Annotated in this window: 22 protein-coding genes and 1 pseudogene; 10 read left to right on the top strand and 13 right to left on the bottom strand. The window is 74.9% G+C overall.

Features of this window, described 5'->3' with window-relative positions; all coding sequences use genetic code 11:
• The first annotated feature begins 102 nt into the window (after nt 1-102).
• Nucleotides 103-771 carry a family 16 glycosylhydrolase gene (locus tag C0216_RS17905; protein WP_114058744.1) on the top strand — a complete coding sequence of 223 codons (669 nt, stop codon included), beginning with the start codon at nt 103-105 and terminating at the stop codon, nt 769-771.
• A gap of 179 nt (nt 772-950) precedes the next feature.
• Entirely contained in the window at nt 951-1,640 is a 690-nt protein-coding gene (locus C0216_RS17910) for an HAD family acid phosphatase (RefSeq protein ID WP_114056260.1), read from the top strand.
• 68 nt (nt 1,641-1,708) lie between these two features.
• Here C0216_RS17910 and C0216_RS17915 read toward each other — a convergent pair whose 3' ends face one another.
• Complete coding sequence (locus tag C0216_RS17915) at nt 1,709-3,637, bottom strand: choice-of-anchor R domain-containing protein (protein WP_162793254.1); 1,929 nt, start codon at nt 3,635-3,637, stop codon at nt 1,709-1,711.
• 344 nt (nt 3,638-3,981) lie between these two features.
• On the opposite strand from C0216_RS17915, the gene C0216_RS17925 reads away from it, so the two are divergent.
• The 3 genes from C0216_RS17925 (at nt 3,982) to C0216_RS17935 (ending at nt 7,260) form a co-directional block, all read left to right on the top strand.
• Entirely contained in the window at nt 3,982-4,884 is a 903-nt protein-coding gene (locus C0216_RS17925; RefSeq protein ID WP_114056263.1) for an NAD-dependent epimerase/dehydratase family protein, read from the top strand.
• A gap of 134 nt (nt 4,885-5,018) precedes the next feature.
• A complete protein-coding gene (locus tag C0216_RS17930; RefSeq protein ID WP_114056264.1) occupies nt 5,019-5,663 on the top strand; it encodes a hypothetical protein in 645 nt (214 codons plus the stop codon).
• A gap of 163 nt (nt 5,664-5,826) precedes the next feature.
• Complete coding sequence (locus C0216_RS17935) at nt 5,827-7,260, top strand: GH1 family beta-glucosidase (protein WP_114056265.1); 1,434 nt, start codon at nt 5,827-5,829, stop codon at nt 7,258-7,260.
• A gap of 129 nt (nt 7,261-7,389) precedes the next feature.
• Here the strand turns inward: C0216_RS17935 and C0216_RS17940 are convergent, their stop codons facing one another.
• Nucleotides 7,390-7,626: a chaplin gene (locus C0216_RS17940; protein WP_174250418.1), complete on the bottom strand. Its 237-nt coding sequence runs from the start codon at nt 7,624-7,626 to the stop codon at nt 7,390-7,392.
• Nucleotides 7,627-7,785: 159 nt separating this feature from the next.
• On the opposite strand from C0216_RS17940, the gene C0216_RS17945 reads away from it, so the two are divergent.
• Together C0216_RS17945 and C0216_RS17950 are read left to right on the top strand one after the other, a co-directional pair.
• On the top strand, nt 7,786-9,075 hold the full coding sequence (locus C0216_RS17945; RefSeq protein ID WP_162793255.1) for a pyroglutamyl peptidase: 1,290 nt from the start codon (nt 7,786-7,788) through the stop codon (nt 9,073-9,075).
• 148 nt (nt 9,076-9,223) lie between these two features.
• A complete protein-coding gene (locus tag C0216_RS17950) occupies nt 9,224-11,563 on the top strand; it encodes an Orn/Lys/Arg decarboxylase N-terminal domain-containing protein (RefSeq protein ID WP_114056268.1) in 2,340 nt (779 codons plus the stop codon).
• A 78-nt stretch (nt 11,564-11,641) separates the two neighbouring features.
• On the opposite strand, the gene C0216_RS17955 is transcribed toward C0216_RS17950, so the two are convergent.
• The 10 genes and pseudogenes from C0216_RS17955 to C0216_RS17995 form a co-directional block, all read right to left on the bottom strand.
• Nucleotides 11,642-12,535 (bottom strand): calcium-binding protein, encoded by an 894-nt coding sequence (locus C0216_RS17955; RefSeq protein ID WP_114056269.1) that lies wholly within the window; start codon nt 12,533-12,535, stop codon nt 11,642-11,644.
• 192 nt (nt 12,536-12,727) lie between these two features.
• On the bottom strand, nt 12,728-14,035 hold the full coding sequence (locus tag C0216_RS17960; RefSeq protein ID WP_246042601.1) for an MFS transporter: 1,308 nt from the start codon (nt 14,033-14,035) through the stop codon (nt 12,728-12,730).
• A 49-nt stretch (nt 14,036-14,084) separates the two neighbouring features.
• The gene (locus C0216_RS17965) at nt 14,085-16,097 is read right to left on the bottom strand and encodes a prolyl oligopeptidase family serine peptidase (RefSeq protein WP_114056270.1); all 2,013 of its coding nucleotides are present in this window, start codon (nt 16,095-16,097) and stop codon (nt 14,085-14,087) included.
• A gap of 21 nt (nt 16,098-16,118) precedes the next feature.
• Entirely contained in the window at nt 16,119-17,594 is a 1,476-nt protein-coding gene (locus C0216_RS17970) for a glutamate synthase subunit beta (protein ID WP_114056271.1), read from the bottom strand.
• 115 nt (nt 17,595-17,709) lie between these two features.
• A complete protein-coding gene (locus C0216_RS17975) occupies nt 17,710-17,961 on the bottom strand; it encodes a DUF6225 family protein (protein WP_114056272.1) in 252 nt (83 codons plus the stop codon).
• A gap of 92 nt (nt 17,962-18,053) precedes the next feature.
• Nucleotides 18,054-18,572: a S8 family serine peptidase gene (locus C0216_RS35075; RefSeq protein ID WP_281277944.1), complete on the bottom strand. Its 519-nt coding sequence runs from the start codon at nt 18,570-18,572 to the stop codon at nt 18,054-18,056.
• 154 nt (nt 18,573-18,726) lie between these two features.
• Nucleotides 18,727-19,170, bottom strand: a pseudogene (locus C0216_RS35375) (S8 family peptidase); the annotation flags it as partial.
• Between the two features lie 96 nt (nt 19,171-19,266).
• Nucleotides 19,267-20,907, bottom strand: a complete 1,641-nt coding sequence (locus C0216_RS17985) for an isovaleryl-CoA dehydrogenase (RefSeq protein WP_114056273.1) — start codon at nt 20,905-20,907, stop codon at nt 19,267-19,269.
• Nucleotides 20,891-21,505: a TetR/AcrR family transcriptional regulator gene (locus C0216_RS17990; protein ID WP_114056274.1), complete on the bottom strand. Its 615-nt coding sequence runs from the start codon at nt 21,503-21,505 to the stop codon at nt 20,891-20,893. Before C0216_RS17990 ends, C0216_RS17985 begins: the two co-directional genes overlap by 17 nt.
• A gap of 96 nt (nt 21,506-21,601) precedes the next feature.
• Nucleotides 21,602-23,917 (bottom strand): HelD family protein, encoded by a 2,316-nt coding sequence (locus C0216_RS17995; RefSeq protein ID WP_114056275.1) that lies wholly within the window; start codon nt 23,915-23,917, stop codon nt 21,602-21,604.
• Between the two features lie 237 nt (nt 23,918-24,154).
• Here C0216_RS17995 and C0216_RS18000 point away from each other — a divergent pair, with 237 nt between their 5' ends.
• From C0216_RS18000 to C0216_RS18010, 3 genes are all read left to right on the top strand, one after another.
• Nucleotides 24,155-24,346 (top strand): hypothetical protein, encoded by a 192-nt coding sequence (locus tag C0216_RS18000; RefSeq protein WP_114056276.1) that lies wholly within the window; start codon nt 24,155-24,157, stop codon nt 24,344-24,346.
• A gap of 125 nt (nt 24,347-24,471) precedes the next feature.
• Nucleotides 24,472-25,101: a DUF6328 family protein gene (locus C0216_RS18005; protein ID WP_246042602.1), complete on the top strand. Its 630-nt coding sequence runs from the start codon at nt 24,472-24,474 to the stop codon at nt 25,099-25,101.
• Between the two features lie 106 nt (nt 25,102-25,207).
• Nucleotides 25,208-26,095, top strand: a complete 888-nt coding sequence (locus tag C0216_RS18010) for an ATP-grasp domain-containing protein (protein WP_114056277.1) — start codon at nt 25,208-25,210, stop codon at nt 26,093-26,095.
• A gap of 509 nt (nt 26,096-26,604) precedes the next feature.
• Here C0216_RS18010 and C0216_RS18015 read toward each other — a convergent pair.
• Complete coding sequence (locus tag C0216_RS18015; RefSeq protein WP_162793256.1) at nt 26,605-26,862, bottom strand: hypothetical protein; 258 nt, start codon at nt 26,860-26,862, stop codon at nt 26,605-26,607.
• Between the last annotated feature and the right edge of the window lie 113 nt (nt 26,863-26,975).

Raw genomic sequence — 26,975 nt, forward strand, 5'->3', positions numbered from 1 at the left:
CGGCGCACCGGTGCACCGAGCCGGTTTCGGGCGGTTCCGGTAGGGATCCGCAGAATGGGCGACCTGCCGTGCGGGCAGGCATTTCGTGTGATCTCGCAACTCATGGCATGGTTCCGCCCTGCCGCCACGACGGTGTTCACTGCCGACTTCACGTCCACCACGCAATGGGTCGCCGGCCGGTCCTGGGCCTATCCGAACGGCGGCCCGGTCAACCCCGGCGACAACAAGCTCGACTACCTCGTCCCCGACCCCGCGTACAGCCGCACCGGAACGTTTCGCGCGACCCGCCGTCCCGACGGCAAGTGGGACGCGGGACTGCTGACCACCGAGGGCAGCCGGGAGGGCTTCCAGCTGCGCGCGGAGGACGTCCTGGAGGCCCGTGTCAGACTCCCGCGGGAGCTCGGCGCCTGGCCTGCGATCTGGACCTGGCGGGACGGCGGCAACGAGGTCGACGTCTTCGAGTACCACCCCGACAACCCGGACCTCCTCGAACTCTCCAACCACGTCCGGGGCCGCGGCTCGCACTACCACCGCAACCCGGCCGTGGAGCCCGGCGGCTGGGTCGACCTGAAGGTCAGGTTCGGCACCAGGTCGGTCGTCTGGTGGGTGAACGGCACCCGCGTGTACGCAGACCGCACCGGCGTCGGGCGGCGCTGGCGGGCGTACATCATCGTCAACCTGTCGGTGTGCGCGGGCCGTTACCACCCCGCGCCCGAGCCGGACGTCTCGGAGATGTCCTACGAGGTCGCCTACCTGCGCATCACGCGCTGAGGGCGCGCGCGGCGGACCTGACGGAACCCGCCGCCCGGGCCCACCCGTTCGACTGCCGGGTACGGCTGTTCACCGGAAGGCCGGAAGAAATTTCCTACCGACCGGTAGACATCCCTTGCGCCGCTGCGGATTCTGGCCGCGTACATGCCAAATCCCCATGTCGTGAGGAGCGCCCCCACATGCGCAGCACCCGTACCCGCAGCCGTATACGCACCCTCGGAGCCGCCGCAGGCACGGCGGCCGCGACCGCCGCCCTCCTGCTGGCCCCCGCCGCGACCGCGTCGGCAGCCCCGGCGGCGGCGCCCGCCCCCGCTGCCGCACCGGCCACCTCGACGACGTGGGCGCCCGGCGGCAACGCGGCCATCCTCGGCATCGACTACGGCACGTGGAAGCGCGACGTCGCCGCCGTCATCGCCGAGGCCCGCCCGTACGTCGAGCAGCGCCTCGCCCACTCGCCCTCCGGCGAGCGCCCCGCGATCGTCCTCGACATCGACAACTCCTCTCTGGAGACGGACTTCCACTGGTTCTGGACGCTCCCGACGCCGGCCATCGCCGAGGTGCGCGACCTGACCCGGTACGCCCACGAGCACGGCGCCGCGATCTTCTTCGTCACCGCCCGCCCGGGCATCATCGGCTCGCTCACCGACTGGAACCTCAGGCAGGTGGGCTATCCGGTCTCGGGGCTGTACGTCCGGGACCTGCCCGACCTCTTCGAAGAGGTCAGCGCGTACAAGACCGAGCAGCGCGCCGAGATCGAGTCGCGCGGTTACACGATCATCGCCAACATCGGCAACAAGCAGAGCGACCTGGCCGGCGGCCACGCGGAGCGCACCTTCAAGCTGCCGGACTACGGCGGCAAGCTGTCCTGACCGCCCGCGGGCGGACACGGGGCGCCGGACCCGCGGAGCCCTCCCGGGCCCGGCGCCCTCCCGTGCCGCTACGGCCGCAGCGGCGGCGCCGGGAGCGGGGCGCCGTCCCGGGCGAGGGCGGCGATCAGCAGCAGCGCCCCGGTCCAGCCGAGCGGCACCACCGCCGAGGGCCGGCCGGATCCGTTGACGGTCTCCGGGAGTTCGCCCAGCCCGTTCCGCTTGGACAGCACCCAGTCCAGCACCCGGTCCGCCTTGGCGCCCTCGCCGGTGTGCGCCCAGGCCACCGCGAAGAAGGAGGTGCTGGCGGTCCAGGCGTACGAACCCCAGCTGAAGCCGGGGTCGTTGCCCGGGGAGAGGCCTCCGTTGGGCAGCAGCAGGGCCTGGTGGGTGGAGTCCAGCGCCGCGGCCAGGCCCGGCGGGGCGTCGTTGACCGGCGGCGCCATGAACGCGGCGGCGCTGTCGCGGCCGTGCCGCCCGTCGGCGGTGCGCGGGTAGCCGCCCGGGGCGAAGGAGGCGGCGATGCCCGCCGAGAGCCTCCGCGCGGCGTCGGCCCAGCGGTCCCGGTCGCCCGTCTCGCCGAGGCCGGCGGCGAGGTCGGCTGCCGCGTTGAGGCCGGCGAGCAGCGGGGCCGCGGTGCCGATGTTGGGGCTGTCGGTGCCCAGCTCCCAGTAGTCCGGGGAGGCGGGCGGCAGCCCGTCCGCGCCGAGCGAGCCGGCGGCGTGGTCGGCGGCCTTGCGCACCATGGGGTACAGCACCCGCAGCCGCGCCCCGCGGTCCGCGGCCGGGGCCTGCCGGTGCCAGTGCCACGTCGCCCACGGCACCCAGCCGCTGCCGTCGAGCTGCCAGGCCCGGGCGTCGGGCGGGCCGCTGCCGTCGAGCTTGGTGCGGGCCTCCCAGGTGCCGTCCGGGCGCTGTGTGGCGGCGTCGTACCGCAGGATCCGGTACGCCTCCTCGTCGTGGCCGGTGGCCGCGAACGCGACGGCGGCGAACGCCCCGTCGCGCGGCCACGAGTACTCCCAGGCGGGCGCCCAGCCCGCGGCGAAGGCGCCGTTCGGCCGGAGCAGCGCGCGCATCGAGAGCAGGGCGCGCTCCGCGGCGGCCTGCCGGGGCGTGCCGGCGCCCGGGACGCGGCCGGAGGCGAGCCAGGCGCGGCTCTCCTCGATCTGTGCGCGGGCGCCGGGGTCCCCGGCCGGGACGACAACCGAGGCGGTCGCCCCGTCGGGCAGGTGCCGCCACCGGCCGGACGGCAGGCGGAGCACGCTGCTGCCTTCGACGTAGGAGGCGCCGACCGCGAAGGAGGGGGCGACGGCCTCGACGGCGGTGCCGTTGGAGAGCAGGCCGGCGGTGCGGGCGGCGAGGGCGGTGGCGGGCACGTAGCAGGGCTCCGTCTCGCCGCAGCGCTCGCCGTCGGAGGGGTTCACGTGGAAGGCGAGCCGGGTGGGGTCGGCGTGCCAGCCGCCCCAGTAGGCGCGGTCGTGGTTCCAGCTGGTGAGGGAGCCGGGGACGGCGTTCTTCGTGCCGTACCAGGCGATGTTGCCGCTCTCGGCGGTCGTCGCCTGGAGGTGCAGGTGGTAGGTGGTGCCGGGGGTGACGTCCGCGCTCAGGGGGAACTCCAGCCAGCCGGCGCCCGCCCCGCCCAGGGAGGCGAGGGTGACGGTGCGGGAGGCGAGGGCGGACGCGGGGTCGGCCTTGTCGCGGCGGATCTGCGCGGTGATGCTGCCGGTGGCGGCCGCACTGCCCACGTAGACGCTCACGCGGGTGATGCGGCTGCTGTCGACGGTGAACTCCTGGGCGGCCGCGCGGTCGGGGGACTTCACCCCGAACAGGGCGGTCGGGTGCAGGGGCTGCCCGTCGTACGGGGCCGCCGCGGCGCCGGGCGCCGGACCGGCGGCAGCGCCCGGCGGGGCCGGGGACGGCAGGGCCTGCGGCGCGGCGGACGGTGCCGCGGCGAGCACGGCGGACAGCACGGCGGGGAGCACGCCCGTCGCGAACGGCATAGGGTGCGGCCCTTCTGTCGGGTGGGGGGTGGGGCGGGCCCCCACTGTGCACGTCCGGGGCGGCGCCGCCGGGCCGCCGCGGCGTGTTCCACCCGAGCGGGCGGTGATTCCATCCGATGGTGTGACACCCGCGGCCGGCCGCCGGCCGCCGACGTCGCGTCCAGCCGCCCGGTGTGGCACACGTCACATGACCGCGGTGCGCCCGGCTGTCACGAACGGCCGGGCCGCCCGGTCCGGAGTGCGGAGAGGCGCCGCGACGCGACACACGGAGCGGCGCGGGCAACCGTGCGAGCGCGGCACGGCCGGGGCCGGACGCCCCGGTGCCGCGGAGGAGGCAGAGAACGATGAAGGTGCTGCTGGCCGGTGCGACCGGGGCGATCGGCCGCCCCCTGACCCGCATGCTGGTCGCGGAAGGGCACGAGGTGCTGGCGCTGGCCCGGTCCGAGGCCTCGGCGCAGCGCGTCCGCGGCCTCGGGGCCGAACCGGTGCACGCCGACGCGCTCGACCGGGAGGGCCTGCTGCGCGCGGTCGAGGGCCGCACCGCCGACGCCGTGGTCCACCAGCTGACCGCGCTCAAGGCGCCGAAGCGGACCCTGACCGCCGACGACCCGTCGAACGTGCTGCGCGCCGCGGGCACCGAGCACCTGCTGGAGGCGGCCGGCGTGCTCGGCGCCACCCGCTTCGTGGCGCAGTCCCTGGTCACCGGCTACGGCTACCGCGACCACGGCGACCGGATGCTGACCGAGCGCGACCCGTTCGGGGTGCTCCGCGGCACGGTCTCCGACCACGTGGTCGACGGGCTCACCGCCGTCGAGGGCCGCGTGTTCGCCGCCCGGCACGTCGCCGGCACGGCCCTGCGGTACGGCGTCTTCCACGGGCCGGGCACCTGGTTCGACCCGGACCCGTCGAGCGGCACCGTCCCCGTACCGGTCGGCGGAGGCGGTGTCATGTCCTGGGTGCACGTCGAGGACGCCGCCGCCGCGACGGTGGCCGCGCTGGAGCACGGGGGCGCGGGAGAGGCGTACAACATCGTCGACGACGCGCCCGCCACGTGGGGCGAGGCCGCCGGCCTCGCGCGCGGCGGCCGGCGGTCGCCGCGCCTGCCGGGATGGCTGCTGCGCCGCGCGGTCCCGTACCTCGGCGACCTGATGCTCGACACGGCGCTGCGCGTCTCGCACGCCAAGGCGACGGCGCAGCTCGGCTGGACGCCCCGGCGGCCCGGCCCGGGGGCGGGCCGGGCCCGCTGAGGGAGGCACGCCCGCACGGCAGTTCCCCGGCGCCGGCCCCGTGGCGGAGGGAACCGGCCGACCGCCGGAGCAGTCCTCAGGGGTGGTTGTGATCATGCCGGCGGGAGCCGGCGCCGACAGGAGGAGTTCCACCCATGACGATTCACCGGCCGGGGCGTCCCGGGGACCTGCCCGCAGCGGAGGCGCTGTGGGCGCGGTGGGCACTGGCCGCCGTCCTGCAGGCGTCGACCGAGGACGAGGGCCTCGGAGTCCACCGCTCCGGCACGTGGGTCGACGCCGGGGGCCTGCACCTCGACGACGGCGGCTGCACCTGGTGGACGTACCAGCCGCTGGGCGGCGGGCGCTACGCGCTGTACGGCGAGGACGAGTCGAGCGGTGTGAAGTGGCACGAGCCGGCCGTGGACATGCTCGCCGGGGCCCCCGGCTGGCTGCCCCGCGCCACCCTGGACGACCTGCTGGAGGGGGCGCAGCTGGGCTGCGTGTACTGGTACGAGGCCGGTGCCTGGGCCCGCGCCCCCTATCCGGAGACGCTGGAGGACGACGGCCTGGACTGCGGCATCGGGCGGTTCGCCGGCGACGAGATCCACCGGGAGCTGGGCGTGGCGCGCGCCGTCGGGGAGGAGCTGCTGGCCGCGGCGGAGGGCTACCGGCTCCGGCCGGAGGACCTGGAGCAGCTGGCGGAGCGGGCGCAGAGCCCGCACGACGACGACTGGGACCTGCCGGCGATGCTGCGGGCGCTGGAGCTGTCCGGGATCGGCGCCCGGGCCGCCGCCTCGTAGCGGCCGCGGGTCCCGCCGGCGCACCGAAGTTGAGAAGTGTTCATCTTTCCGTTGACAGGGCGGCCCCCCGCGGCGAAGAGTCGGTGCAGCACCGCTCCGCGCCACCGCACGCGCGCACCGCCCCGGCGGCCCTGCGCACCCCCGCGACCGAAGTGAGCCCCGTATGACCGCACGCCTGCCCGGCCCCCGCCCCGCACCGGTCCCCGCCTCCCGGCCCGCGCCGCTGCCGGAGTTCCCCTCCGACTTCCTGTGGGGCGTATCGGCCTCCGCCTTCCAGGTGGAGGGGGCGACGGCCGCGGACGGCCGCGGCCCCTCCGTCTGGGACGCCTTCACGCGCCGGCCGGGCAGCATCAAGGACGGCACCCTCGCGGACACGGCCTGCGGGCACTACGAGCGCTACCGCGAGGACGTTGCCCTCATGGCCGGGCTCGGCGTCGGCGCCTACCGGTTCTCGGTCTCCTGGCCGCGGATCCTGCCCGACGGCCGCGGCCCGGTCGAGGAGGCGGGGCTGGACTTCTACGACCGGCTCGTCGACGAGCTGTGCGCCCGCGGCATCGCGCCCGCCCCCACCCTCTTCCACTGGGACACACCGCTGGCGCTGGAGGAGCGCGGCGGCTGGCTGAACCGGGACACCGCCGAGCGGTTCGCCGCGTACGCCTCGGTGGTCGCCGAGCGGCTGGCCGACCGGGTTCCGATGTGGATCACCGTCAACGAGCCCGCCGAGGTCACGCTCCTCGGCTACGGCATCGGGGAGCACGCGCCGGGCAAGCGGCTCCTCTTCGGCGCCCTCCCGGCGGCCCACCACCAACTGCTGGCCCACGGCCTCGGCGTGCAGGCGCTGCGCGCGGCCGGGGCGCAGCGGATCGGCATCGCCGCCTCGCACAGCCCCGTGTGGGCGGCGGGGGACGGCGAGGAGGACCGGGCGGCGGCCGATCTGTACGACCTGCTGACGAACCGGATGTTCGCCGACCCGGTCCTGACCGGCAGCTACCCCGACGAGGCCCTGGCCTCGATGATGCCGGGCCCGGTCGCGGAGGACCTGCGGACGATCTCGGCCCCGCTGGACTGGTACGGCGTCAACTACTACAACCCGGTGCGCGTCGGCGCCCCGCGGCCGGCGGACGCCGTTCGCACGGAGGGGAGTTCGTACGCCGGCGTCGAGCTGCCGCCCGAACTGCCCTTCGCGCTGGAGGAGATCGAGGGGTACGAGCGGACCGACTTCGGCTGGCCGGTGGTCCCGGACGGCCTGCGGGAGCTCCTCACCGGAATGCACCGCCGCTACGGCGGCCGCCTGCCGCCGCTGTACGTCACGGAGAACGGCTGCTCGTACGGGGACGGGCCGGATCCGGTGACCGGGCGGGTCGCGGACGCCCGCCGGATCGCGTACCACGACGGCCATCTGCGGGCGCTGCACCGGGCGATGGAGGAAGGGGTCGACGTCCGCGGGTACTTCGTGTGGTCGATCCTCGACAACTTCGAGTGGGCGGAGGGCCACCGGCAGCGGTTCGGCCTCGTCCACGTCGACTACGCGACGCTGCGCCGGACCCCGAAGGACTCGTACGCCTGGTACCGCGGGGTGATCGGGCGCGGCAGGTGACGGAGGGGCTGGCCGGTGGCGGGGGCGGACCGGCGGCGACGCCCCCTGCGGCGTGACGCGCCCGGCACCGCCGGACACGCGGGGGCGGTGCCGCCGAAGCCTGTCGGCGGCACCGCCCACCGCACCGCGTCAGGAGTTGACGCAGACGTTCCCGGCCGCCGGGTTCAGCGCACCGACCAGGTTGATGCTGTTGCCGCACAGGTTGATCGGGATGTGGATCGGGATCTGGACCACGTTGCCCGAGAGAATGCCCGGCGAGCCGATGGCCGCGCCGTTCGCCGTGCTGTCCGCGACGGCGGATCCGACCCCGCCGAGCGTGGCGCAGACGGCCAGGCAGGCTGCCGCAGCCATGGTGCGGATCTTCATGTGGGTCTCCCATCGAGTGAGCGGGTGTGCGCGGCCCATCTCATACCAATCCGCCGCGTACCAGCCCGATTCACCCGCCCGTGGGCGGTGTCCGGATCCATGGGCACGAACGTGCGGGTGGGACACGGGTGTCTGGTGAGCGGCGGCACGCTCTATGTAATGTCACACCGCATGATGTCCTTACGGCGTGCCGCGTCCGCCGCGGCCCTCCTCGCGACCCTCGCCTCCACCACAGTTGCCTCCCCCGCCCACGCGGACGGCTCCGCCACGCACTCGTGCCGCACCTCCCCCGCCGCACCCCTGGACGCCGAACAGGCCCGGCTCGCCGACCCCCGCACCGCCGCCCTCGTCGAAGGCGGCGGCCTCGGCGCCTTCACGGCCCGCTTCCCCGCCGCCCTGTGCTCGGCCCGCGGCCCCGCCGAGGCCGGCCGGCTGCTCGACGCCTGGGGAACCGCCCTGTGGGAGGCGGCAGTCCACCGCGCACAGGGCCGGCGGCCGGGCGGCGGCCTCGCCTCGGGCGACGACCGCCCGCTGTACTGGGCCCGCGTCGCCATGACGGCGCACCTCGCCCGCTGGGAACCGGAGTTCGCCGTCGACCGGGCTGCGCTGCGCACCCGCTTCGAGGACGCCTCGCGCGGACTCGCCGACAACGCCTTCCGCTCCGCACCGGGCGTGCGGCGCGTGTTCATCAGCGGCTTCGACCCCTTCGGACTCGACGGGGAGATACGCCGCGCCAACCCCTCCGGGTCCGCCGCGCTCCGCCTCAACGGCCGCCGCATCACCCTCGCCGACGGCAGCGCCGCCGAGGTCCGCGCCGTCGTACTCCCCGTCCGCTACGCCGACTTCGACGCCGGCATCGTCGAGCGCGCCTTCACGCCGCGCCTGGCCGTCGGCCCCGGCGGCGCCGACGCCATCACCACGGTCAGCCAGGGCTACCCGGGCGAGTTCACCTTGGAGGACTGGGCGGGCCGCAACCGCTCAGCCGACCCGTACCCCGACAACACCCGCGCCCTGTCGGGTGGAACGCGCGAACACCCGGTGACCGCCCCCGGCCTCGGCCCGGGCCCCGAGTTCATCCGCACCACCCTCCCCGCCGGCGCCGTCACGGCGGCCGTGCAGAGCCCGTACCCGGTCCGCCTCAACCCGTCGGTCACCGAGATCCCCGCGGGCGCCACCGCCCCCGTGGACCGCACCGACGGGCCCACCGCGGGCTCCCGGGCCGTCGCGGGCGGAGGCGGCGGCTACCTGTCCAACGAAGTCGCCTACCGCAGCAACCGGTTGCGCGGCGTGCTGCGCCCGCACCTGCCGGGCGGGCACCTCCACACCCCCGTGCTCACCGGGCTGCCCGCCGACCCCCAGGCGCTGACCGGGCCCGAGTTCGAGGACAACGAGACCGCCATCGCCGACGAGGTCCGCGCCGTCCTCGCACACGCCGCCGCGCGCCGCTGAACCGGGCCGCCGAGCCTGCCCGTCAAGGCCGCCGTCCAACGCGCCCACCTGCGGGTGAAGCTCCGCAGGCGGGCAGCGGCCGGTGCCGCCGAGCCGTAACACTGTCGCACCTCAGACAATCGGCACACCCCACGGAGAGCGGACGCCCATGGCGAACGGCACGGTCCTGCTGGCACTGCGTGAAAACCCCCTCGGCGGCGGCGTCAGCGCCGAGCAGATCCGCCGCATCGGCAAGGAGTTGGAGAACGAGGGCCTGGAGCTGCGGTGGGCGGCCACCGCAGCCGACGCCCGGGCCGCACTCCGCACGGAGGCGGGCCTCTGCGCTGCCGTCATCGCCTGGGACCTGCCGGGCGGGGCCGGCGCTCCCGCCGAGGCGGGCGGCGGGGGCGAGGTGCTGCGCCACATCGGGCGCCGCTTCAAGGACCTGCCGGTCTTCCTCGTCATGGCCGACGAGTGCGACCAGGACCTGGAGCGGCTGCCCCTGTGGGTCTCCGAGGCCGTCGTCGGCTACATCTGGCCCTTGGAGGACACCCCGTCCTTCATCGCCGGGCGCGTCGGCACCGCGGCCCGGAACTACCACCGGGACCTGCTGCCCCCGTTCTTCAAGGCCCTGCGCCGCTTCGACGACGCGCACGAGTACTCCTGGCACACACCGGCCCACTCGGGCGGCGTCGCCTTCCTGAAGTCCCCGGCCGGCCGGGCGTTCTTCGACTACTACGGCGAGCGCCTCTTCCGCAGCGACCTGTCGATCTCCGTCGGAGAGCTGGGGTCGCTCTTCGAGCACAACGGGCCGATCGGCGAGGCCGAGCGGAACGCCGCCCGCATCTTCGGCGCCGACCGCACCTACTTCGTCCTGCACGGCGACTCCACCGCGGACCGCATGGTCGGCCACTACAGCGTCACCTCGGACGAGATCGCGCTCGTCGACCGCAACTGCCACAAGTCCGTGCTGCACGGCCTGGTCATCTCCGGCGCGCGCCCCGTCTACCTGGTGCCGACCCGGAACGGCTACGGGCTGGCCGGGCCCCTCCCCCCGGCCGAGACCGACGCGGCGGCGGTCGCCGCGCGGATCGCCGCGAACCCGCTCACCACCGGGGCGCTCTCGCGGGACGCCCAGTACGCGGTGCTGACGAACTCCACGTACGACGGGCTGTGCTACGACACGGTCGCGGCCGCCCGCGCCCTCGCCCCGAGCACACCGCGCCTCCACTTCGACGAGGCCTGGTTCGCGTACGCACGCTTCCATCCCCTGTACGCGGGCCGGTACGGCATGGCCGTCGGCCCGGACACCTTCCCGGACTCCGTCGAAGGGCCCGAGCGGCCCACTGTGTTCGCGACGCAGTCGACCCACAAGCTGCTGGCGGCGCTGTCCCAGTGCGCGATGGTGCACGTGCGGTCGGCGCCGCGGGCACCCGTCGAACACGAGCGGTTCAACGAGGCGTTCATGATGCACGGGACGACGTCCCCGCTGTACCCGGCGATCGCCTCGCTGGACGTGGCGGCAGCAATGATGGACGGGCCGCAGGGGCAGTGGCTGGTCGACGAGGCGGTGACCGAGGCGATCCGGTTCCGGCAGGCCGTCGTGCGCACGGGCCGGCGGATCGCGGCCGCCGGAGACCGGCCCGACTGGTTCTTCGGCGTCTGGCAGCCGGACACCGTCACCGACCCGGCCACCGGCGAGCGCCTGCCGTTCGCCGAGGCACCGGCGGCGCTGCTGAGCCGCGAGCCGAGCTGCTGGCACCTGGAGCCCGGCGCCGCCTGGCATGGCTTCCGCGACCTGACCGAAGGCTACTGCCTGCTCGACCCGGTCAAGGTGACCCTGACCTGCCCGGGCGTCACCGCCACCGGGGAGACGCAGGAGTGGGGCATCCCGGCCCGCATCCTCACCGCGTACCTGGCGGCGCGCGGCATCGTGGTGGAGAAGACCGACAGCTACACCGCGCTGGTGCTGTTCTCCATGGGCATCACCAAGGGCAAGTGGGGCACCCTGATGGACGCCCTCATGGATTTCAAGGCGCTCCACGACGCGGACGCGCCGCTCGACCGGGTCCTGCCGGACCTGGTCGGGCAGTTCCCCAGGCCCTACGCCGGCACCACCCTGCGCGGCCTGTGCACCCGCATGCACGAGCACCTCACGCACGCCGAGCTGATCACCGCCCTGGACACGGCCTTCCAGGAGCTGCCCGAGCCGGTCGCCCCGCCCCGCGCCTGCTACCAGCAGCTCATCCGCGGCGGCACCGAGCGCGTCAGGCTGGCCGACGCCGCGAACCGGGTGGCGGCGGCCATGGTGACGGTGACCCCGCCCGGCATCCCGGTCCTGATGCCCGGCGAGTCGACCGGCACCGAAACGGGCCCCCTGCTCCGCTACCTCCGCGCCCTGGAATCATTCGACCGCACGTTCCCGGGCTTCCACAGCGAGGCCCACGGCGTGACGATCGACCCGGAAACGGGCGACTACCAGATCGAATGCCTCCGCCGACAGCCCTGACCGCCCCGGCTGCAGGGGGGCGTCCCACCGGCCGTCCGGCGGGACGCCCCCCTGCGGCGGGTCGGGGCCGACGGCGCCCTACGGGACGTTCGCAGTCGTCTCGCAGGCCAGGGCGACGTCCGAGCCGCCCTTGCCGTCACAGGAGTCGGTTGCCTCGTCGCCGCCGTCCATGACGTCGTTGCCGCCCGTCGCCGCGTCGGCTGCCGGGTCGGGGGCGGGGGCCGCGGGGTTCGCCGGCGCGGGGGAGGCCGGGCGGGAGGGACGGCCCGGGGACGCGGCCGGGGCCGGCGAGGCGCCGTCGCCGCGGCCCCGGGCGGCGTGGCCCGAGACGTTGTCGCCGATGATGGTGTCCTTGCCGGGGCCGCCGATGAGGACGTCGTTGCCCTCGCCGGTGGCGGTGCCCTCCGCGGAGGAGTCGCCCGTCAGCTCGTCGTCGCCGGCGCCGCCGTCGAGGACGTCGTTGCCGCCGCCCGAGGCTTGGATGCCGCCCCGGCTGTCGCCGATGATGGCGTCGTTGCCGTCGCCGCCGAACAGCATGTCGTTGCCGCCGCCCGAGGCGCTGGCGCCGAAGGCGATGCTGTCGCCGCCCAGCCGGTCGTCGCCCGGGCCGCCGAACACGATGTCGTTGCCGCCGCCCTCCACGTCCGTCCGGGTGCCGATCAGGTCGCCGCGTACGACGTCCGAGCCTTCGCCGCCGTCCAGCTGGTCGTTGCCGAGGCCTCCGGCCAGGGTGTCGTCGCCGGCGAGACCGCAGATCAGGTCGTTGCCGCCGAGCCCGTCGATGGTGTCCGCCGCGGCCGACCCGACGATGACGTCATCGCCCTCCGTGCCGGTGATCTTCCCGGTGCCGGTGATCGTCGCGGTGCGGCCGAAGCAGGTCGCCTCCTCGGCCGCGTCCGCGGCCACCGCCGGCAGCCCGAGGGAGAGCAGCGCGGCGGCCGCCAGGATCATGGGGGATGTGCGGACGGGCATACGGACCTCCGGTGGTCGCGTGGGAAGCCAACGTCGAACGCCTGTGGACCATAGGTACGCAATGCGGCGGATGCAACGAATGGTCCGGATGTCCGGGCGAAGTCCCTTCGATTGGCTCCCTGCGGCGCATCAGCCCTGCATGCGCCCCTTGCCACCGGCGTGCGCCGGTGTGCGGGGCGCGCAAGGCCGGGTTCAGGCCGCGGTGCCGGCCTCGCGTTCCTCCGCCGCGCCGGCCTCGCGGGCTGCCCGTCGCCGCCGTGCGTCCTCGTCGGTCTCGGAGTCGTACGTCACCAGCGAGGGCAGCAGGGCGGTCAGGGCGGCGACGGCGCCGACGCACAGCAGCCCGCCGCCCCAGAACGCCGAGCGGGTGCCGGTCCAGCCGGCCATGGCGCCGGCGCGGACCTGGCCCAGCTGGGGGCCGACGCTGTACGAGAGGACCTCGATGCCGGCGAGGCGTCCGCGGAGCTCCTCCGGAATGGTCTGGTTCCAGATCGTCGCGCGGCCGAGCCCGCTGAGCATGTCGCCGGCGCCGGCGACGGCCAGGCACAGCAGCACGAGCCAGATGTCCGCCGACAGCCCGGCGGCGGCGATGGCCCCGCCCCAGACGGCCGCGCCGCACACGACGAACAGGCCGTGCCGGCGGATCCGGGAGGTCCAGCCGCTGGTCATGCCGAGCAGCAGGGAGCCGACCGCGCCCGCGGAGTACATGAGGCCGAGCGCCCACACGGCGTCGAGCTCGTCCGCGAGGAAGGGGTAGATCGTGTGGGGGAAGGCGAGGAACATCGCCGCCAGGTCCACGGCATACGTCCCGAGGAGCACGGGGCGGCTCCACGCGTAGCGGGCGCCCTCGGCGATCCCGCGCAGGGAGGGCCGTTCCGCTCCGGGGGACGGCGGGGCGGGCGCCAGGCGGGTGCACAGGAGGACGGACACGGCGAAGCCGGCGACGGTGACGGCGTACGCGGCGGCGTAGCCCGCGGAGGCGACGACGATGCCGGCCGCGGCGGGCCCGGCGATGGCGCCGATCTGGTAGCGCAGGGCGTTGAGCGCGGCGGCCGCGGTCATCTGCTCGTGCGGCACGATCCGCGCCATGAGCGAGTCCAGCGCGGGCCGCTGGAGCCCGGCGAGCGCGGAGACCCCGGCGGCGACGACGTACAGCGGCCACAGCAGCGGCTCGGGCAGCAGGGCGTTGACGAGCAGGAGCAGCGCGAGCACGCCGAGCCCGGCCTCGCTGAGCATGATGAGCCGCCGCCGGTCGAGGGCGTCGGCGAGCGCGCCGCCGTAGAGGCCGAAGACGACGAGCGGGACGAGCTCCACCGCGCCCATCGCTCCGACGGCCAGCGGTGAGTCCGTCAGGTGCTTGATCTGCAGCGGCAGCGCGATCATCGCCATGAACGAGGTGAAGAAGGTGATCGCACCCTGGAAGAACAGGGTGCGGAAGTCCCGGCTGGAGCGCCAGGGGGCGAGGTCGGGCACGAGCCGGGACAGGAAGGCGGTACTCACAGCCGTTCATCGTGGGTGACGCCCAGGCGCCCCGGCAAAGGGTTTTCGGTCAGGGTGCGGCGGCCTCCCCCAGGTGCTGCCAGAGGAAGGTGAAGGCGAGCGCCTCGTTCGCGGCGGCCTGCTCGTTGTCGGAGGCGCCGCTGTGGCCGCCGCCGGTGTTCTCGTGGAAGAGGACGCGGTGGCCGAGCGCGCGGAGCCGGGCGGCGGCCTTGCGCGCGTGTCCGGGGTGGACGCGGTCGTCGCGGGTGGAGGTCATGAGCAGCACCGGCGGGTAGGGGCGGTCCGCGGCGAGGTTGTGGTACGGGGAGATGGCCTCCAGGTGGGGGCGGTCGGCGGGGTTGTCCGGGTCGCCGTACTCGGCGGTCCAGGAGGCGCCGGCGAGCAGCCGGTGGTAGCGGAGCATGTCCAGCAGGGGCACGCGGGCGACGACGGCGCCGAAGAGCTCCGGGTTGCGGACGAGCATGGCGCCCATGAGGAGGCCGCCGTTGCTGGCGCCGGTGATGCCGAGCCGGCTCGGGGCGGTGATGCCGCGGGCGGTGAGATCGGCGGCGACGGCCGCGAAGTCCTCGAAGGCCCGCACCCGGTCGGCGCCGAGGGCGGCGCGGTGCCAGTCGGGCCCGTACTCGGAGCCGCCGCGGATGTTGGCGACGGCGTACGTGCCGCCGCGGGCGAGCCAGGCGCGCCCGGTGACGGCGTCGTAGCCGGGCGTCTGCTGGTCGCGGAAGCCGCCGTACCCGTACAGCAGGGCGGGCCCGGGCTCGTCCTGCTCCTCGGGGCCGACGACGAAGTACGGGACGGCGGTGCCGTCCGCGGAGCGGGCGAAGAACTGCCGCACGGCCAGGCCGGACGTGTCGAAGCGGGCGGGGGCCTGTTTGAGCACCTCCGAGTCGGCGCCGATGTGCCCGTACGTGAGGGTGGACGGCTGGAGGAAGCCGGACACGTCGAGGAAGAACTCGTCGGAGGCGTGCGCGTCGGTGTCGGTGATCGCGGCCGACGACAGCGGCGGCACCTCGGCGAGCGGCCGCCGGCTCCACCCGCCGGGCCCGGGGGTGAGGATTTCCAACCGCGTCGCGACATCGGCGAGGGTGTCCAGCACCAGGTGGCGGCGGGTCCAGCAGTGCCCGGCGAGAGCGGTCCGCCCGTCGGGCGCGAACAGCACCTGCGGCGTGCGGTCGCCGGCCAGGAAGGCCTCGAAGTCGAAGACGAGCAGCGACCCGGCCTGCTGTCCGAGCCACGGGCTCTTGGGGGTGACGACGAGCCACTCGCGCCACACGTACTTCCCGGCGTCGTCGGGCACGTCGATCCGCACGAGCCGCTCCCCGTCGACCAGGTGGACCTCGTACCGGAAGAAGTCCGTGCAACGGGAGACGAAGGACCGCTCGTAGCCGGGTGTCGGGTCGTGCCAGGCGGAGGCGGACACGTCGCCGGCCTCCGCTTCGAACACGGTCTGCGCGTCCTCCAGCGGGGTGCCGCGCCGCCAGCGCCGCACGGTGCGCGGGTATCCGGACGCGGTCAGCGAGCCGGGCCCGAAGTCCGTCCCCACGAAGACGGTGTCCTCGTCGATCCAGCCGATCCGCGTCTTCGCCTCGGCGACCCGGAAGCCCCCTTCGACGAACTCCCGCCGCTCCAGGTCGAACTCGCGCACGACGACGGCGTCGGAGCCGTCCCGGGAGAGCATCACCAGGGCGCGCCGGTACTCGGGGCGGAGCACGGACGCGCCGGCCCAGACCCACTCCTCCCCCTCGGCCGCGGCGAGCGCGTCGACATCGAGGAGGATCTCCCAGGCGGGTTCGTCCTTGCGGTACTGCTCCAGGGTCGTGCGCCGCCACACGCCCTTGGCGCGGCCGGCGTCGCGCCAGAAGTTGTACAGGTGTCCGCCGCGGCGGACGGTGTAGGGGATCCGCTCGGCGTCGTCGAGGACTTCCCGCAGCTCGGCCCGCAGGGCGTCGAACCGGGGGTCGGCGGCGAGCACGGCGGCGGTCTCGGCGTTCCGCTCGGCGACCCACGCCAGCGCGGTCGCGCCTTCCACGTCTTCCAGCCACACATACGGGTCTTCGGTCACCCGATGATTGTGCCGTGCCGGTCAGGCCGTCAGTGGCCGGTCGTCGGCACGCACCGGCGCAGGCAGCTCGGTCCGCCCGGTCAGATAGGAGTCGACGGCGGCGGCCGCGGCCCGCCCCTCGGCGATCGCCCACACCACGAGGGACTGCCCGCGCCCGGCGTCGCCGGCGACGAACACCCCCTCCGCACGGGGCGCCGCGAACCCGCTGTCCCGGGCGAAGGCGCCGCGCCCGTCCCGTACCAGCCCCAGCTGCCCTTCCAGACCGCAAGCACGGTCGGGTCCCGAGAAGCCGAGCGCCAGCAGGACCAGTTCGGCCTCGACGGCCTGCCCGGTCCCCGGGACGGGGCTGCGGTCCTGCGGTTCGACCCGGGTCAGGTGCAGGGCGCGTACCCGCCCGCCGGCGTCGCCCTCGAACCGCAGCGTGGCCAGGGCGAACAGCCGCGGGTCGGCCCCCTGCCGCCCGCGGGCCTCCTCGTGCGCATGCGAGATCCGGTACACCTTCGGGTACACGGGCCACGGCTCATGGCCGGCCCGTCCGCTCCCCGGCTCGGGGTTGATGTCGATCTGCACGACCGACAGGGCGCCCTGCCGCAGCGCGGCCCCGACGCAGTCGGACCCGGTGTCCCCGCCCCCCACCACGACGACGCGCCGCCCCTCGGCCGTGATCCGCGGCTCGGCGGCGTCCCCCTCCCCCACCCGGTTGGCGCACACCAGGTACTCCATCGCCTGGTGCACTCCCGCCAGCTCCCTCCCCCCGACGTCCAGATCCCTGGCCTGCCCGGCCCCGACGGCGACGACGACGGCGTCATGGCGCCGACGCAGTTCCGCCGCATCCACCCCGCCCCCCACCTCGCACCCGGTGCGGAAGACGGTGCCCTCCTCCCGCATCTGTGCGATCCGCCGCTCCAGGTGCGACTTCTCCATCTTGAACGCGGGAATGCCGTACCGCAGGAGCCCCCCGACCCGGTCGTCGCGCTCGTAGACGACGACGGTGTGCCCCGCCCTCGTCAGCTGCTGCGCCGCGGCGAGCCCGGCCGGCCCGGAACCGATCACCGCCACGCTCCGCCCGCTGTGCCTGCCGGGCGGCGCCGGGCCGACGTACCCGCTCTCCCACGCGTGGTCGGCGATGGCCTGCTCGACGTTCTTGATGGTCACCGGGGCGCCCTCAAGCGCCAGCACACACGCGTCCTCGCAGGGAGCCGGACAGAGGCGCCCCGTGAACTCGGGAAAGTTGTTGGTGGCGTGGAGCCGGTCCGAGGCCGCCCGCCAGTCCCCGCGGGCGGCGTACGCGTTCCACTCGGGGATCAGGTTGCCCAGCGGGCACGCGCCGTGGCAGAACGGCACCCCGCAGTCCATGCAGCGGTTGGCCTGGGCGGACACGAGGGGCAGCAGCACCTGCCCGGCGTACACCTCGCGCCAGTCCCCGAGCCGCTCCTCGGCGGGCCGGGGCGGAACGGGGCTGCGTGCGGTGTGCAGGAATCCGGACGGGTCGGTCATGCGCCGCCTCCCCGGGTGTGCGGGCGGGCGTTCAGACCAGGCTACGTCGCCGGGCCCGGCTCTTCCCGTCGAAGGACGGCGTGCGGGCCCGCACCCGGGCCCGCACCCGGCACCGTCACTCCACCTCGCGGTGGTAGACGCCGGCCAGGGCATCGGCGAAGAGGGTGAACTGCACGAAAGCCTCTCCGCCGATCTCCAGCTCCACCGGCTCGGCGGCCACCAGTACGTGGTCGCCGTAACTGTCGAAATCGCCGGGGCTGTCCGCGACGCCGATGTGGATCGGGGTCTCGTCGGGAAGAGCGGCAAGCGCCTCGCGCAGCCGTCCGGCGGTCCATACCTGCGGGTTGTGGTCGAAGGTCTCAGCCATGCGGCAGACAGTAGGGCCGGCCGGGGCCCCGGGTGGTGGCGCCGCGCCGTTCCACCGCGCATCACCGCCCCGGAACGGCACCCCGGCCCGGGTCACAGGCCCCTGGTGTGCAGCAGCCGGTTCGGGGTTCCGGCGGGGACGTCGCCGAGTGCGTCGCGGACCGCCCGGCCGAGGAGTGCCGCGCGGACCTGGGCGGGGGTGGCGGACGGGTGGGTGGCGAGGTGGAGGGCGGCGGCGCCCGCCACGTGCGGGGCGGCCCAGGAGGTCGCCGCGGCGTCGGCGGTCGTGGCGCCGGCGCCGGCGAGCGCCGAGGTGATCTCCGCGCCCGGAGCGTACAGGTCCACGCACGCCCCGTGTCCGGAGCCGTGGCTGCCGCCGTCGGTCCAGTGGCGGTCGCTGCGCGTGGACGCGGCGACGACGATCGCGCCCCGTGCCCCGGCCGGGGAGTGGGCGCAGGCGTCGTCGGCGAAGTTGCCGGCCGAGACCACCACGGGGATGCCCGAGGCGATCAGCCGCTCGACCGCGGCGTCCAGGGCGGCGGACCGCTCTGCCAGGTTGAGCGACATGTTGACCACGGCGGGGCGCCGCGCGTGGGCGGCGACCCATTCCACGGCCCTGATGACGGCCGCTTCCGCTGTCGGACCGGAAGACGGGCCGGCGGACGGGCCGGCGTCCTTGCGCGCGCCCGGCCCGCTTCCCTCCCTCGCAGGCGAGGGCCTGCACGCGGACGAGCTCCGCGCCGGGAGCGACCCCGTACGTCCGGCCTGCGATGATGCCGGCGACGAACGTGCCGTGGCCGAGGCCGCCGCCGTCGTGGCAGTCCCCGGCGTCGGGGTCGCCGACGAAGTCGGCGCCGAGGACGGCCCGCCCGCCGAACTCGGCGTGCTTCAGATCGAGGCCCGTGTCCAGGACGTACACGCGGACCCCGCTGCCGTCGGTGCCCGCCGCGAACCGGCCGTCGAGGGGGCCGGTGCGCTGGTCGAGCCGGTCGAGGTGCCAGGGCACCCCCGCGCGGACGGCGGGCGTCGCCGGGGCCGGCGGCGGTGCGGACGCCGGCGCGGACGGCGGAGTAGCGGAAGGGGAGGAGGCGGGGGGCGGCGCGACCGGCTCCTCCTCGGGGGAGCACGCCGCGAGACCCGTCACACCCACTGCCGCCGCCACCGCCACGGCGGCCGCTCTCCGCCCCGCCCCGCCGCGCCCGCGTCCCATGCCGGTCCCCTGTCGCCGCTGCCGCCGCCGTGCCGCCGTCGGCGGTGGAGACGTACGGATCCCCTCCCCCGGTTGCGCCCCCGCCGGACCGGCGCCTCAGCCCCCTGCGCCCTCCGTCCGCGCCCGCTCCAGGACCGCCTCGACGTCCACCCCCGTGGGCAGCGTCCCGTAAGCCCCTCCGTGCTCGCCGCCCAGTCGGGAGGCGCAGAACGCGTCGGCCACGGCCCCGGGGGCGTGGCGCTGGAGGAGCGCGGCCTGGAAGACGAGGGCCATGGTCTCGGCGAGCTGCCGGGCCCGGTACTCCGCCTCGGCCGGGTCGGCGAGCTGCTTGTGCAGTCCGGCGACGGCCGCGTCCAGGTGCCGGTCGGCGCCGGCCGCGAGCCCGACCTCGGCGAAGAAGGCCTCGACGGTCTCCGGCTGCCGGGACATCGCCCGCAGCGAGTCCAGCGCCGCGACGTTCCCCGAGCCCTCCCAGATGGAGGACAGCGGCGCCTCACGGTAGAGGCGCGGCATGCCGGAGTCCTCGATGTAGCCGTTCCCGCCCAGGCACTCCAGCGCCTCCGCGGCGTGCCCGGGTGCCCGCTTGCACACCCAGTACTTGGTGACGGCCAGGGCGATCCGGCGCAGTACCGCCTCGTCGGAGTCCCCGCCGGCCACCCGGTCCGTGGCGCCGGCCAGCCGCAGCGCGGCCGCGGTGGCGGCCTCCGATTCGAGTGCCAGGTCGGCGAGGACGTTGCGCATCAGCGGCTGGTCGACGAGCGCCCTGCCGAAGGCCCGCCGGTGCGTGGCGTGGTGGACGGCCCTGATGGTGCCGAGGCGCATGCCCGATGCGCCGCCGAGGACGCAGTCGAGCTGGGTCGTGTTGACCATCTCGATGATGGTGGCGACCCCGCGCCCCTCCTCCCCCACCAGCCACCCGGACGCGTCCTCGTACTCGATCTCCGCGGACGCGTTGGACCGGTTGCCCAGCTTGTCCTTGAGCCGCTGGAGCGCGATCCGGTTGCGGCTGCCGTCGGGCAGCACGCGCGGCAGCAGGAAGCAGGACAGTCCGCCCGGGGCCTGCGCCAGCGTCAGGAACACGTCCGACATGGGCGCGGACGTGAACCACTTGTGCCCGGTGAGCCGGTACATGCCGTCTCCGGCCGGGACGGCCGTCGTGGTGTTGGCGCGCACGTCGGAGCCGCCCTGCTTCTCCGTCATCGACATCCCGGCGATCAGCCCGGCCTTGGTGTCGGGCCGGCGCAGTCCGAAGTCGTACGTCCGGGAGCCGAGCAGCGGCTCCAGCCAGGAGGCGAGCGCGGGCGTCGTGCGCAGCGCCGGGACGGCGGCGTACGTCATCGACACGGGACAGGTGTGCCCGGCCTCGACCTGGCTCCAGACGATGAACTTGGCGGCGCGTGCGACGTGCGCGCCGGGGCGGTCCTCGGTCCAGGGTGCGGCGTGCAGTCCGTGGGCGACGGCGGTGCGCATCAGCTCGTGCCAGTGCGGGTGGAACTCGACCTCGTCGATGCGGTGGCCGTAGCGGTCGTGGGTGCGCAGCACGGGCGGGTTCTCGTTGGCCAGGCGCCCCCATTCGGCGGCCTGTTCGGAGCCGGCGAGCACGCCGAGCCGGTGGATCTCGGGCAGGGCCCAGTCCGCGCCCTCGCGGTCGACGGCCTCCAGCAGGGCCGGGTCGGCGGCGGCGTCGTAGCCGTGGTGCGGCGGGACCTGGTTGGTGACCTCATGCGTCCGGGGCATCGTGTCCTCCAAGGGCACGCAGGGTGAAGGTGATCAGGGCGGGCACGACGTCGCCGGGGGCCGCGTCCCCGTCGGCGAGGGGCCCGACGAGCGCCTCGGCTGTCGCTCCGACAAGGGCGGCGGCGGTCAGGTCGGGGTCCTGCGGGGGGAGTTCGCCGCCCGCGACGCCTTCGGCGATGCGGGCGGCGAACACGTCGCGGAAGGCGCGGCGGAAGACCAGGCGCTCGGTCTCGACGGCCTGGTCGGCCGGCTCGGCGAGCAGGGCGAACGCCCGTCGCGGCGCCTGGAGCGCCCGGTCGGCGAAGGTCTCCGCGGCGGCGGCCACCCGCTGGGCCGCGGTGCCGGGGCGGTCCGCCGCCGCGGCGACGGCCTCGACCTCGCGGGCGACGAGGGTGCGGAACAGGGCGGCGGCGAGCTCGGACTTGCCGGAGAACACCTGGTAGACGCTGCCGGTGGAGATGCCCGCCTCGGCGGCGATGGCGGCGACGGAGCAGCCGGTGTACCCCTCCCGGGACAGCAGGCGGACGGCGGCTTCCAGGACGCGGTCGCGGCGGGCGTCGAGGCGGGCCTGCACGGCCGGGGGGCGGCGGTAGGGCATGCGAAGAATTGAAGCACTGATTCACTGCTTCATGCCAGAGGTCTGCGCAACCCCGGGCCGGGGCGGCGGGCGGCAGGGCCGACCGCCGCCCACCGCTCACCCCGCGGCCTCCAGGGCCTCCGCCAGCCCCTCCGGCAGCCGCCCGCCGTGGATCACCCCGAGGCTCTGTGTGGCGCGCGTCAGGGCGACGTACAGGTCGCTGGGCGCGAAGTCGGCGGGCTCCACGACGACCACTGAGTCGAACTCCAGGCCCTTGGCCTGGCGCGGCTCCAGCAGCACGACCTTGCGGGTGAGGTCGGGCTCGGCTCCGGCCCGCACCCCGGGCACACGGTCCGCGATGGCCTCGTGCAGCCCCCGCGGGGCGATCACCGCGAGCCGGCCCTCGGCCGGCGTACCCCGCCGCACCGCCTCCCCGACCTGCTCGGCCAGGTCCGCAGGCCCGCCGCCCCCGGCCCCGCCGGCGGGCCGCAGCCAGGGCCGGCGCCCGGTGGACCGCACCGACCGCGGCGGCTCGAAGCCGGGGTGGCGGGCCCGCAGCACGGCAGCGGCGACGTCCATGATCTCGGCCGGCGTACGGTAGTTGACGCCGAGCCGGACCAGCTCCCACCGGTCGCCCACGTACGGCTTCAGCACCTGGGCCCACGAGCCGCAGCCGGCCTCCTCCGCGGTCTGGGCGGGGTCGCCGACGAGGGTCATGGAGCGGGTCGGGCAGCGGCGCATCAGCAGCCGCCACGCCATCGCGGACAGCTCCTGCGCCTCGTCCACGATGACGTGCCCGAAGGCCCAGGTGCGGTCGGCGGCCGCCCGTTCGGCGGTGCTGCGGTGGTCGGCCTCCTCGTGCCGCTCGGCCATCCGTTCGGCGTCGATGATGTCGTGGGCGGCGAGGTACTCGTTCTCCATGTCCTCGAACTCGTACGACTCCGACCCGGCCGACAGGTCCAGCACGCCCTGCGCGTACTCGATCCGCTCCTGCCGTGCGCGTTCCTGCGCGGCACGCCGGGCGCTGTCGTCGACGCCGAGGAGTTCGGCGGCCTCGTCGAGGAGGGGGATGTCGGCGGGCGTCCAGTCGCCGGGGCCGGTCACGGGCCGCCGGATCAGTGCGGCCTCCTCCTGCGGCAGGTGGGCGGGATCGGCGAGGAAGTCGGCGACGAGAGCGTGCGGGGTGAGCGGCGGCCACAGGGCGTCGATCGCGGCGTGCACGTCCGCGCTGGTGGCGATCTCCTTGCCCAGCTGGGCGATGTCGTCGGCGCCGAGCAGGTTGGGGCCGCCGAACGGGTCCGCGCCGAGCCGGTCGGCGAGCTGGTCGGTCAGGGAGTCGATGACGGAGAACGCGAAGTAGGGGCGGGCCAGGTTGTGCGGCAGGCCCGTGGACCGTGCACGGTCGCGGGCCGCGTGGGCCATGGTCCGGTCGAGCAGCAGGGTGCCGTACCCGTCGTGGTCGATCTCCAGGGCCGGCTCGGGCACGAGGTCGTTGTCCTCGCCGCTTGCGGCGGGCAGCGCCTCGGGGAGGGTCTGGCGGTCGGCGACGACGCGGGCGAGGACGTCGGCCATCCCGGCGCGGCCCTTGATCTCGGCGGCGGCCGGGCTGTCGGTGCCGGCGGCCGTCACCCCGGGGAAGAGCTCGCCGATGGTGGCGAGGAGTACGCCGGTCTCGCCCAGGGCCGGGAGGACCTCGCCGATGTAGCCGAGGAAGGCGGGGTTCGGGCCGACGATCAGGACGCCGCGCCTGGCGAGCAGCTCGCGCCGGGCGTACAGCAGGTAGGCGGCGCGGTGCAGGGCGACGGCCGTCTTGCCGGTGCCGGGGCCGCCCTCGACGACCAGGACGCCCTGGTGGGGGGAGCGGATGATGCGGTCCTGCTCGGCCTGGATGGTCTCGACGATGTCGTGCATGCGGCCGGTGCGGGCCGCGTCGAGGGCGGCGAGCAGCACGGCGTCGGCGTCCGCGCCTTCGAGGCCGGTGCGCTCCGGGTCGGCGAGGTCCAGGATCTCGTCGTGGAGGGCGGTGACCTCGCGGTCGCGGGTGGTGATGTGCCGGCGGCGGCGCAGGCCCATCGGGTGGTGGCCGGTGGCGAGGTAGAAGGGGCGGGCGGCGTCGGCCCGCCAGTCCAGGACGAGGGGCGTGCGGTCGGCGTCGTCCTGCCTGATGCCGATACGGCCGATGTGGTGGTCGCGGCCGTCGGAGAACTCGAGCCGGCCGAAGCAGAGGCCGTTCTCCCCGGAGTTCAGGGCGGAAAGCAGCCCGGACTGCTCAGCGACCAGGACGTCGCGCTCCAGACGTGCCTGGAAACCGTTGCCCGCACCTTTGGCGAGGGCCTCACGCACGGCACGTTCGGCCTGCTCACGCAGGTCGTCGAGACGTGCGTAGAGCCCGTCGACGAATTGCTGCTCTTTACGGAATTCCGTGGTTGACAATTCCACTCCCGACCCGATATAGTGTCCTCGTAAGACTGCTTCGCGCTGCTCTCGAAAAACAGGCGCGAAGAATCCAATATATCGCTCCCCCTCCCTCGGAAGCCAAATCGCTCCGGGGTTTTTTCGTTTCCCCCCCCAGACCGCCGCGGGTCACCCGTACGGACCACTCGTCGAGGCCTTCCGGGCGATGCCCTGCTGTGGTGGACGTAGGAGCAGTCCACCCGACGGGGAGGCCACATGTACGAGATGCACCTCGGCGAGGCGACCAGCGGGCCCGGCCCGGTCTGGCACGTCGTCGCCCACGACCGGTCCGCCACCCTCTGCGGCCGGCCCCTCGTCCCGGCGGGCGGCAGCGACACGGACCGCCACTGCCTGCCCTGCATGTCGGCCTTCCACGCCGTCATGACCGGGGAGGCACCGGGGGGCTGACCCCGGCCCTGGACCGAACACGGGTTTGACCGGGCGGTGACGGGTGATACGCATGCACGTCCTCCGCTTCCGGGCGGACGGGAAGCCACCCGTCCGGGCCGGACGGGATGCCCGAGGGAGCCAGCATGCCGGAAGACGACACCGCCACCCGCCGACAGGACCAGGACGGAGCCGGAGCCGGGGCCCGCGATCGCGACCCCGGGCGCGCCTCGAACGCCGACGCCGGCCAGGCCTACGCCGGCGGCGAGCACCGCGGCAACGGACGCAACGAGAACCGCAACGAGCGGGCGGACCGCCAGTGGCAGGAACTGGTCCAGGAGATACGCGTCGTCCAGACCGGCGTGCAGATCCTCTTCGGCTTCCTCCTGACCGTCGCGTTCACCCCGCGCTTCCAGGAGCTGGACGACCCCGACCGGACGATCTACATCATCACCGTGGTCCTGGGCTCCCTCGCCACCGGAGCGCTCATCGGCCCGGTGGCCTTCCACCGCATCGTCTCGGGCCGCAAGATCAAGCCGGAGGCGGTCACGTGGGCCTCCCGCCTCACCATGACAGGCATCGTCCTGCTGCTCGCGACCCTCGTGTCCGCGCTCTCCCTCATCCTGCGCGTCACCACCGACGACCACATCGTGCCCTGGCTGGTCGTCGGCGTCCTGGCCTGGTACCTGCTGTGCTGGTTCGCCCTGCCGATGTGGGTGCGCGGCCGCAAGACCAACGGCAAAGACGATCCGGGGGACGGCAAACGGCCCCGCTAGCGGACGAAAACCGCATGAGCAGATGATCATCCCTGTGGCACAGTGGCCGGTCGTGCCACGGCCGCCCCGGCCGCGGCACCCGGACCCGACCGCGGAGGACACGCACATGACCGGCACGACCAGGGTGGCCGTCGCCACCTCGGCCCTGGGCCTGGCCCACGACTCGGACCTGCCCGTGCTGCTGGAGGCGCTGCGCGCCCGCGGCCTGGAGGCGGAGGCCGCGGACTGGAACGAGCCGGACCGCGACTGGTCGCGCTACTCCGCCGTGACCATCAGGTCGACGTGGGACTACGCCCTCCGGCGGCCCTCGTTCCTCGCCTGGGCGGAGGCCGTCGAGGCCGCCACCCTGCTGGACAACCCCGCCGACGTGGTCCGGTGGAACACGGACAAGCGCTACCTGCACGACCTCGCCGACCGCGGCGTCCCCGTCGTCCCCACCCGGTTCGCCGCCCCGGGCGAGGACGTGCCGCTGCCCGAGGAGGGGCACTTCGTCGTCAAGCCGTCCGTTTCGGCCGGTGCGCAGGACACCGCCCGCTACGCCCCGCACCAGCGCGGCCTCGCGGCCGCGCACGCCGCCGCCCTGCACGCCTCCGGGCGCACCGTGATGGTGCAGCCCTACCTGTCGCGAATCGAGGAGGGCGAGCGGGCGCTGGTCTTCCTCGGCGGCGTGTTCAGCCACGCGATACGCAAGGGGCCGGTGCTCACCGAGACCGGCCTCGACAACACCCGCACCCCGCACCCCGGCCTGGCCCCGCACCAGCCCACGGCACCCGAACGGGAACTCGCCCGGGCGGCCCTGGCGGCCGTGCCCGCGGACCGCCCGCTGCTGTACGCGCGCGTCGACATCGCGACGGCGGACGACGGCCGGCCGGTCGTCATGGAGCTCGAACTCGTCGAGCCGGACCTCTTCCTGGGGCACTCCGCCGACGGCGCCGCCCGCCTGGCGGGCCTCATCCGCGACCGCGCCGCATCCGCGGCCCGGCCCCGCGCCTGAGCGGTGCAGTCAGCAGCTTCGGCCACCCGCACCACCGGTACGCCGTCGGACGGCGAGCTTGTGGAAACGTGTCCGGACCTGCTGGACGGGACCCGCAGGCTCCCGCCGGACGACGAGGGCCCGCATTTGCCACCCCGTCGTGCAGGGCCAGTCGGGCACCCCGCTCCACGGGGTGCTCCTGAAGGACTGCCGGCACGTCCCCTGGTGACCGCTCCGACAGGGCAGACCCGACAGGCGCGGCGCGGTCCCACGGGGCCGAGGCGGGACTTATAGCAGACCGGCCACCCTCGCAGGGAGTTTTTCGCGAGGTTCACCCGTTTGCCCCGGTCCGTCTCGGCCTCAACAAAAGTGCGGGTAAATTCGTTGATCGTGACGGATTCCGGGGACCACGGCTTACCCCTTCCCAAGCGCCTCGACACGGCGCGGACCAGCCGCTGCAGCGCCACGGCCCTGCGGCGCGCTCTCGTACGCCCCCGCCACCGCCCGGCACGGAGGGCGGCTCCCGCGCATCAGGACGCGTTGAGCACGGAACCGCACACCGCGCACGCCGGGACCCGGGGCGCGCCGACGGCAGTTCCCTCGGCCCCCTCGCGCGGCGTGTGCACGGCATCCACGTGCAGGGACAGCACGTGTTCGAAGTGCTGTTGGCGCTGCAGTTCACGGCGGTCCGCGGGGTGCAGCCGGCCGACTCCTCCCGACGACCACGCGGTGAGGGCCGTACCGAGCACGGCGCACACCAGCACACTCCACAAGAACACGTCTGCCACGACGGCTGCCTTCCTCGACTGACTCAGGGCGCTCCCGAGACGATCCGGGAACACCTCGACATAACGCAGCGGCATATGCAGGGTTGCGCCCTGTCATCCGATTGCAGCCCCGC

It is taken from the genome of Streptomyces globosus (assembly GCF_003325375.1).
GTDB classification, from domain to species: domain Bacteria; phylum Actinomycetota; class Actinomycetes; order Streptomycetales; family Streptomycetaceae; genus Streptomyces; species Streptomyces globosus_A.

Excerpts from the sequence above, each read along its gene's own strand:
- C0216_RS17935 (WP_114056265.1), top strand. The coding sequence starts at position 5,827 with ATGACCGCACGCCTGCCCGGCCCCCGCCCCGCACCGGTCCCCGCCTCC.
- C0216_RS17910 (WP_114056260.1), top strand. The coding sequence starts at position 951 with ATGCGCAGCACCCGTACCCGCAGCCGTATACGCACCCTCGGAGCCGCC.
- C0216_RS17975 (WP_114056272.1), bottom strand. The coding sequence starts at position 17,961 with ATGGCTGAGACCTTCGACCACAACCCGCAGGTATGGACCGCCGGACGG.
- C0216_RS17990 (WP_114056274.1), bottom strand. The coding sequence starts at position 21,505 with ATGCCCTACCGCCGCCCCCCGGCCGTGCAGGCCCGCCTCGACGCCCGC.
- C0216_RS17970 (WP_114056271.1), bottom strand. The coding sequence starts at position 17,594 with ATGACCGACCCGTCCGGATTCCTGCACACCGCACGCAGCCCCGTTCCG.
- C0216_RS17915 (WP_162793254.1), bottom strand. The coding sequence starts at position 3,637 with ATGCCGTTCGCGACGGGCGTGCTCCCCGCCGTGCTGTCCGCCGTGCTC.
- C0216_RS17940 (WP_174250418.1), bottom strand. The coding sequence starts at position 7,626 with ATGAAGATCCGCACCATGGCTGCGGCAGCCTGCCTGGCCGTCTGCGCC.
- C0216_RS18000 (WP_114056276.1), top strand. The coding sequence starts at position 24,155 with ATGTACGAGATGCACCTCGGCGAGGCGACCAGCGGGCCCGGCCCGGTC.
- C0216_RS17930 (WP_114056264.1), top strand. The coding sequence starts at position 5,019 with ATGACGATTCACCGGCCGGGGCGTCCCGGGGACCTGCCCGCAGCGGAG.
- C0216_RS18010 (WP_114056277.1), top strand. The coding sequence starts at position 25,208 with ATGACCGGCACGACCAGGGTGGCCGTCGCCACCTCGGCCCTGGGCCTG.
- C0216_RS17925 (WP_114056263.1), top strand. The coding sequence starts at position 3,982 with ATGAAGGTGCTGCTGGCCGGTGCGACCGGGGCGATCGGCCGCCCCCTG.
- C0216_RS17945 (WP_162793255.1), top strand. The coding sequence starts at position 7,786 with ATGTCACACCGCATGATGTCCTTACGGCGTGCCGCGTCCGCCGCGGCC.
- C0216_RS18005 (WP_246042602.1), top strand. The coding sequence starts at position 24,472 with ATGCCGGAAGACGACACCGCCACCCGCCGACAGGACCAGGACGGAGCC.
- C0216_RS17950 (WP_114056268.1), top strand. The coding sequence starts at position 9,224 with ATGGCGAACGGCACGGTCCTGCTGGCACTGCGTGAAAACCCCCTCGGC.
- C0216_RS17905 (WP_114058744.1), top strand. The coding sequence starts at position 103 with ATGGCATGGTTCCGCCCTGCCGCCACGACGGTGTTCACTGCCGACTTC.
- C0216_RS17985 (WP_114056273.1), bottom strand. The coding sequence starts at position 20,907 with ATGCCCCGGACGCATGAGGTCACCAACCAGGTCCCGCCGCACCACGGC.
- C0216_RS17955 (WP_114056269.1), bottom strand. The coding sequence starts at position 12,535 with ATGCCCGTCCGCACATCCCCCATGATCCTGGCGGCCGCCGCGCTGCTC.